The sequence below is a fragment of the Xanthomonas arboricola pv. guizotiae genome (genome assembly GCF_002940205.1).
In the GTDB taxonomy this organism is placed as follows: domain Bacteria; phylum Pseudomonadota; class Gammaproteobacteria; order Xanthomonadales; family Xanthomonadaceae; genus Xanthomonas; species Xanthomonas arboricola_C.
This window is the reverse complement of the sequence record NZ_MDSK01000047.1, coordinates 21,964-28,263: the sequence shown is the minus strand read 5'-3', so window position 1 is coordinate 28,263 and position 6,300 is coordinate 21,964. Positions and strand designations below refer to the sequence as shown.

Sequence of the window (6,300 nt, the reverse complement as noted above, 5' to 3'; positions counted from 1 at the left end):
GAAGCCGAAGCGGCTTACGATCGGCAGCAAACCGGTCAGGCCGAGGCGGCCTGACTCAAACCAAACGGCCTCCGAGAAACCCGGGGCGGTTCAGTTCTCGCGCAATGTGATCCAGACGGCGCCCTACACCCTGCATGCGGTTTTGACGGATAACGGCGTCCAGTTCACCGACCGCTGTTCCGACTGATATGCCCTTGCACATATCTTCACTCGCTTTAGGCGAGGAGCAAGGCATCGAACACCGGTTCACCGGTCAAGGCAGGTCGAGCGGATAAATCGGACGATCATGGAAGCCACTGTCAAACGCATCAATTACGGCGATCACGCACAACTACAACAGCATTTGGCCAACTTCATCGACGGCTGCAACTACGGTCGCAGTCTCAAAGCCCTGAAGGGTCCGACACCGTACGAATTCACCTGCAAACATTGCACATCCTAACCCGATCTGTTTAAGGTGGATCCGATCCATCTAACGCCGGGACTGAACACCTAATCGAGGTTTGATAGATCGGCACCGCCACCGCGCGCGTGGTCGGACCGGGACGATACCCACCGTGCACGGCGATGGTTTCAGGCTTCCAGTGCGGATCGGTCATGGCACGGCTCGTTTGAACGGGAGTGCCGACCATAGCCGGCCCTGCACGTATGTCTGCAAACGAGCGGTGATGAACTTATGCCGCCGCGTTGTGAGCGCCAACAACATGCCGCAGACGCCATCCGCCGTGTGCCAATACAGCATGCCAACGGGCACTGCCTGCGCAGTGCCCGTTGGTCACTCCAACCCATGCCGGCGGTGCACGCGCACAACCGGCGCCGCGTCTCAGCCCTTGGTGAACACCAAACGCCCACCCTCCGCACGCACGCGCACGGTGTCGCCGCTGAGGTACTGGCCGGACAGGATCTGCTGGGCCAGCGGGTTTTCCACCTGCGACTGGATCGCACGCTTGAGCGGGCGCGCGCCATACACCGGATCGAAACCGACATTGCCCAGCAATTCCAGCGCGGCATCGTCCAGGTCCAGCTTGAGGCCGCGCTCGGACAGGCGCTTTTCCAGCCCATGCAACTGGATGCGCGCAATCGATTTGATCTGCGCCTTGTCCAGCGGGTGGAACACCACGATGTCGTCGAGCCGGTTGATGAACTCCGGGCGGAAATGCGCCTGCACCACGCCCATCACCGCCGCCTTCATCTGCGTGTAGGCCTCGGCGCTATCGTCGCCGGACAGCTCCTGGATCTGGTGCGAGCCCAGGTTGGAGGTCATCACGATGACGGTGTTGCGGAAATCCACAGTGCGGCCCTGGCCATCGGTGAGACGGCCATCGTCGAGCACCTGCAGCAGGATGTTGAAGACATCGGCATGCGCCTTTTCCACTTCGTCCAGCAGGATCAGCGAATACGGGCGCCGACGCACCGCCTCGGTCAGATAGCCGCCCTCCTCATAGCCCACATAGCCCGGAGGCGCGCCGATCAACCGCGAGACCGAGTGCTTCTCCATGAATTCGCTCATGTCGATGCGGATCATCGCCTCGGTGCTGTCGAACAGGAAGTCCGCCAGCGCCTTGCACAACTCGGTCTTGCCCACGCCGGTGGGACCTAAGAACAGGAACGAGCCGCTCGGACGATTGGGATCGGACAGCCCGGCGCGCGAACGCCGCACCGCGTCGGAGACCACCTTGATCGCCTCGTTCTGGCCGACCACGCGCTGGTGCAGCTCCTCTTCCATGCGCAGCAGCTTGTCGCGTTCGCCCTCGAGCATCTTGTTGACCGGGATACCGGTCCAGCGCGATACCACTTCGGCGATTTCCTCGGCGGTCACGCGGTCCTGCACCAGCTTGAAGTCGTGGTGTTCGACCTCGTTGGCCAGCGCCATCTGCTTTTCCAGCTGCGGCAGCACGCCGTACTGGATCTCGCTCATCTTGGCGTAGTCCTGGCGCCGTTGCGCGGCTTCCAGCTCCAGCTTGGCGTGCTCGATCTGCTCCTTGATCTTGGTGGTGCCCTGCAGCGCGGCCTTTTCCGACTTCCACAGCTCGTTGAGGTCGTAGAACTCGCGTTCGAGCTTGTCGATGTCGGTTTCCAGATCGGCCAGGCGCTGACGCGAGGCGTCGTCCTTTTCCTTCTTCAGCATCTCGCGCTGGATCTTGAGCTGGATCAGGCGGCGCTCCAGGCGATCGAGCTCCTCCGGCTTGGAGTCGATTTCCATGCGGATACGCGATGCCGCCTCGTCCATCAGATCGATGGCCTTGTCCGGCAATTGCCGATCGGTGATATAGCGGTTGGATAACGTTGCCGCGGCCACGATCGCCGGGTCGGTGATTTCCACCCCGTGATGCACCGCGTAGCGCTCCTTCAGCCCACGCAGGATCGCGATGGTGTCTTCCACCGTCGGCTCGCCCACGAACACCTTCTGGAAACGCCGCTCCAGCGCCGCGTCCTTTTCGATGTACTTGCGGTATTCGTCCAGCGTGGTGGCGCCGATGCAATGCAGCTCGCCGCGCGCCAGCGCCGGCTTGAGCATGTTGCCGGCGTCCATCGCGCCATCGGCCTTGCCGGCGCCGACCATGGTGTGCAGCTCGTCGATGAACAGGATGATCTGGCCTTCGTTCTTGGACAGGTCGCTGAGCACCGCCTTCAGCCGTTCTTCGAACTCGCCGCGGAACTTGGCGCCAGCGATCAGCGCGCCCATGTCCAGCGACAGCACGCGCTTGCCGCGCAGGCCTTCGGGCACTTCGCCATTGATGATGCGTTGCGCCAGGCCTTCGACAATGGCGGTCTTGCCCACGCCGGGTTCGCCGATCAGCACCGGGTTGTTCTTGGTGCGCCGCTGCAGGACCTGGATGGTGCGGCGGATTTCTTCGTCGCGGCCGATCACCGGATCGAGCTTGCCGCTCTCGGCACGCGCGGTCAGGTCGATGGTGTATTTTTCCAGCGCCTGGCGTTGTTCCTCGGCGTTTTCCGATTGCACGGTCTCGCCGCCGCGCAACTTGTCGATGGCGGCTTCGATCTTCTTCTTGTCGCCGCCGGCCGCGCGCAAGGCCACGCCCAGCGGGCTGGCATCGTCGGCGGCGGCCAGCACGAACCACTCGCTGGCGATGAAGGCATCGCCATGCTGCTGGGCGAGTTTGTCGGTCTGGTTGAGCAGGCGGTTGAGATCGTTGCCGATCGACAGGTTGCCTTCCTGCCCGGAGACCTTGGGCAGCGTGTCCAGCGCCTCGCCCAGCCGCTCGCGCAGCAGCGGCACGTTGACGCCGGCCTGCGACAGCAGCGGGCGCGTGCTGCCACCGTTTTGGTCGAGCAATGCGGTGAGCACGTGCACGGGTTCGATGATGTTGTGGTCGCGGCCCACGGCCAGCGACTGCGCGTCGGCCAGCGCCTGCTGGAACCGCGAGGTGAGCTTGTCCATCCGCATGGGGATAATCCTCTGAACTGGTGGCCGGCGACGCCGACGATACCGTGCAGATGCGGCTGCCGCTCAGGGGTTTCAAGGTTGGCGCCGCTGCGGGGCAGCAGGGCCGGCTCACACCCGTGGCGGGCCTGGGCGGTGCGGGCTCGCCCACTGACCTGGATCACCCCAGGCCGACGGACAAATCGTTAGACGATCCGCCGCAGCGGCAGCGACGCAGCCGCCGCAGCGCCATGCTCCGCGGCAGGGTTTTCCGCGGCCGCTTGCGAGGTGCCCAGCAGACGCGACAGCACCTGCGCCTGGATTGCCGCCAAAGCCGGCGCGCCGGGGGCACGCGGATGCGGTACCGGTACCGGCAGGTCCAGGCCGACCTGGCCGCGCTCGACCAGCACGATGCGATCGGCCAGCGCACTCGCCTCGGCCACATCGTGGGTCACCAGCACCAGGGTGAAGCCGTACTGCCGCCACAACTGCACGATCAGTTGCTGCATCTCGATGCGCGTCAACGCATCCAGTGCGCCCAGCGGTTCGTCCAGCAACAGCAGCCGCGGCCGGTGGACCAGTGCGCGCGCCAGGGCCACGCGCTGGCGTTGACCGCCGGACAGCGCCGCCGGCCAGTCGCCACCGCGTGCACCCAGCCCCACCGCATCCAGCGCCGCCTGTGCCTGCACACGCCCGGCACGCCCCAGGCCCAGCGCCACGTTGTCGATCACGCGCTTCCACGGCAGCAGCCGCGCGTCCTGGAACATCAGCCGCACTGCATCGCGCTGCGCTGCCAGCGCTGCATGACCGCTGTCGACGGTACCGGTATCGGCCGCTTCCAGCCCGGCGATCACGCGCAGCAAGGTGCTCTTGCCGCAGCCGCTGCGCCCGACCACCGCCACGCAGGCGCCGGGCGCGATCTCCAGGTCGATGCCACGCAAGACCTCGCTGTCGCCATAACGCTTGCCGATGCCGCGCAGGCTCAGCGGCAGGCCAGTGTCTGTTCCGCTCATCGGCGCAGCTCCGCACGCTGCTGCTGCGCCGGATGCCAGCCCAGCCACCAGGCTTCCAGCCCGCGTGCGGCCAGATCGGCCAGCTTGCCGAGCAGCGCGTACAGCACGATGGCCACCACCACGATGTCGGTCTGCAGAAACTCGCGCGCGTTGGTGGCCAGATAGCCGATGCCGGAACTGGCGGAAATGGTTTCGGCCACGATCAGGGTCAGCCACATCAGGCCCAACGCAAAGCGCAAGCCGACCAGAATCGACGGCAACGCACCGGGCAACAACACATCGACGAACAGCTGCGGGCCGCGCAAGCCGTAATTGCGCGCCATCTCGATCAGGGCCGGGTCCACGCTGCGGATGCCGTGATAGGTATTGAGATAGATCGGGAAGAACGTGCCCAGCGCCACCAGAAACAGCTTGGCGCCCTCGTCGATCCCGAACCACAGGATCACCAGCGGAATCAGCGCCAGATGCGGCACGTTGCGTAGCATCTGCAAGGCGCTGTCGAGCAGGCGTTCGGCCACGCGCGACACGCCGGTGAGCAGGCCCAGCGCGAAGCCAATACTGCCGCCGATGGCCAGGCCCACCGCCGCACGCCAGCTGCTGATCGCCAGGTGTTGCCACAACTCCCCGGTTTGTACCAACGTCACTGCGGCGTGGAATACCGCATTCGGTGCGGGCAGGATGCGCTGCGGCAACCAGCCGCCGGAGGCTGCGATCTGCCAGGCCACCAGCAAGGCCAGCGGCACTAGCCAGGGCACCAGCACGTTGCCTAATCGCTGCAAGCGGCGACTCATCGCGCAGCCTTGTTGGTTGGGCGATGCAGCGAAACAACGGCGTGCGCCTGTCCGCTCACGGGTGCTGAGCACGCGTTCCGGCCTGCGCATGCGCTCCTGCTTGCGGGTGTATTCCTGCTTCCACGCATCACTTGCCCGCCGCCTGCTTGCCTGCCGCTGGCACCGCGGCAACCGCGGGCGCACGCCATACTGCCGGGGCCACCAGCACGCGTTTGGGCAGCAGGCGCTGCGCGTAGAACAGATCGGCAGTGGCCTGCTGCGCCTTGATGACCTCGGCGCTGAGCGGTTGCACGCTGACCGGCGGGCGATGCGTCAGCGTGCGCTCGACCACCGCAGGCGACAGCCCGCTGACCTGCGCCAGCGCCTTGATGCTGCCGGCGCGGTCGCGCTCCAGAAAGCCATCGGCCTGATTGAGCTGCAGCATCACCTGCTGCACGAACGGGCCCCACGCGGTGGCGTAACGCCGCGAGGACAGAAAGAACCCACCGGTCAATCCCAGCCCCTCGCCATTGGCGAGCAGGCGTGCGCTGCCATCCAGCGTCAATGCCGAATACCACGGGTCCCAGATCGCCCAGGCATCCACCTGCCCGGCCGCGAACGCCGCACGTGCGTTGGCCGGCGACAGATACAAGGGCGTGATATCGCGCATGCTCAGGCCCGACCTGGCCAACAACCGCAGCAGCAGGTTGTGCGCGCTGGAGCCCTTCTGGAAGGCCACCCGCTTGCCCTTGAGGTCGGCCACCCGCCGCAGCGTGCTGCTGGCCGGCACCAGGATGGTCTCGGCCTTGGGCGTGGGCGGCACCCAGCCCACGTACAGCAGATCGGCTCCGGCGGCCTGCGCGAACAGTGGCGGAAGATCGCCCGCACCGCCCAGGTCGATGCTGCCCACGTTCAAGGCTTCCAGCAGCTGCGGGCCGGCCGGAAACTCGACCCAGCTGATTCTGGTGCGCGGAAAGCGCTGCTCCAGCAACCGATGCTGCTTGGCCAGCACCAGGCTGGACACCGCTTTCTGATAGCCGATCCGCAGCTGCGCCGGCTCGGCCGCCGCTGCGGGTTGCAGCCACGCGATGCCGGACAACAACAACGCAGCAATCAAAAAGCGGTAGCGCAT

The 6,300-nt window shown here is 65.7% G+C and carries 4 protein-coding genes and 1 pseudogene; 1 reads left to right on the top strand and 4 read right to left on the bottom strand.

Annotation, left to right across the window (positions count from 1 at the left end):
* Window positions 1-187, top strand: a pseudogene (locus tag XarbCFBP7408_RS23555) (hypothetical protein); the annotation flags it as partial.
* A gap of 636 nt (window positions 188-823) precedes the next feature.
* On the opposite strand, the gene clpB reads toward XarbCFBP7408_RS23555, so the two are convergent.
* From clpB to XarbCFBP7408_RS20050, 4 genes are all read right to left on the bottom strand, one after another.
* Window positions 824-3,409 (bottom strand): ATP-dependent chaperone ClpB, encoded by a 2,586-nt coding sequence (gene clpB / locus XarbCFBP7408_RS20065; protein ID WP_104564440.1) that lies wholly within the window; start codon window positions 3,407-3,409, stop codon window positions 824-826.
* 182 nt (window positions 3,410-3,591) lie between these two features.
* On the bottom strand, window positions 3,592-4,398 hold the full coding sequence (locus XarbCFBP7408_RS20060) for an ATP-binding cassette domain-containing protein (protein ID WP_104564439.1): 807 nt from the start codon (window positions 4,396-4,398) through the stop codon (window positions 3,592-3,594).
* Window positions 4,395-5,189: an aliphatic sulfonate ABC transporter permease SsuC gene (gene ssuC, locus XarbCFBP7408_RS20055; RefSeq protein WP_104564438.1), complete on the bottom strand. Its 795-nt coding sequence runs from the start codon at window positions 5,187-5,189 to the stop codon at window positions 4,395-4,397. Before ssuC ends, XarbCFBP7408_RS20060 begins: the two co-directional genes overlap by 4 nt.
* Window positions 5,190-5,316: 127 nt before the next feature.
* Entirely contained in the window at window positions 5,317-6,300 is a 984-nt protein-coding gene (locus XarbCFBP7408_RS20050; protein ID WP_104564437.1) for an aliphatic sulfonate ABC transporter substrate-binding protein, read from the bottom strand.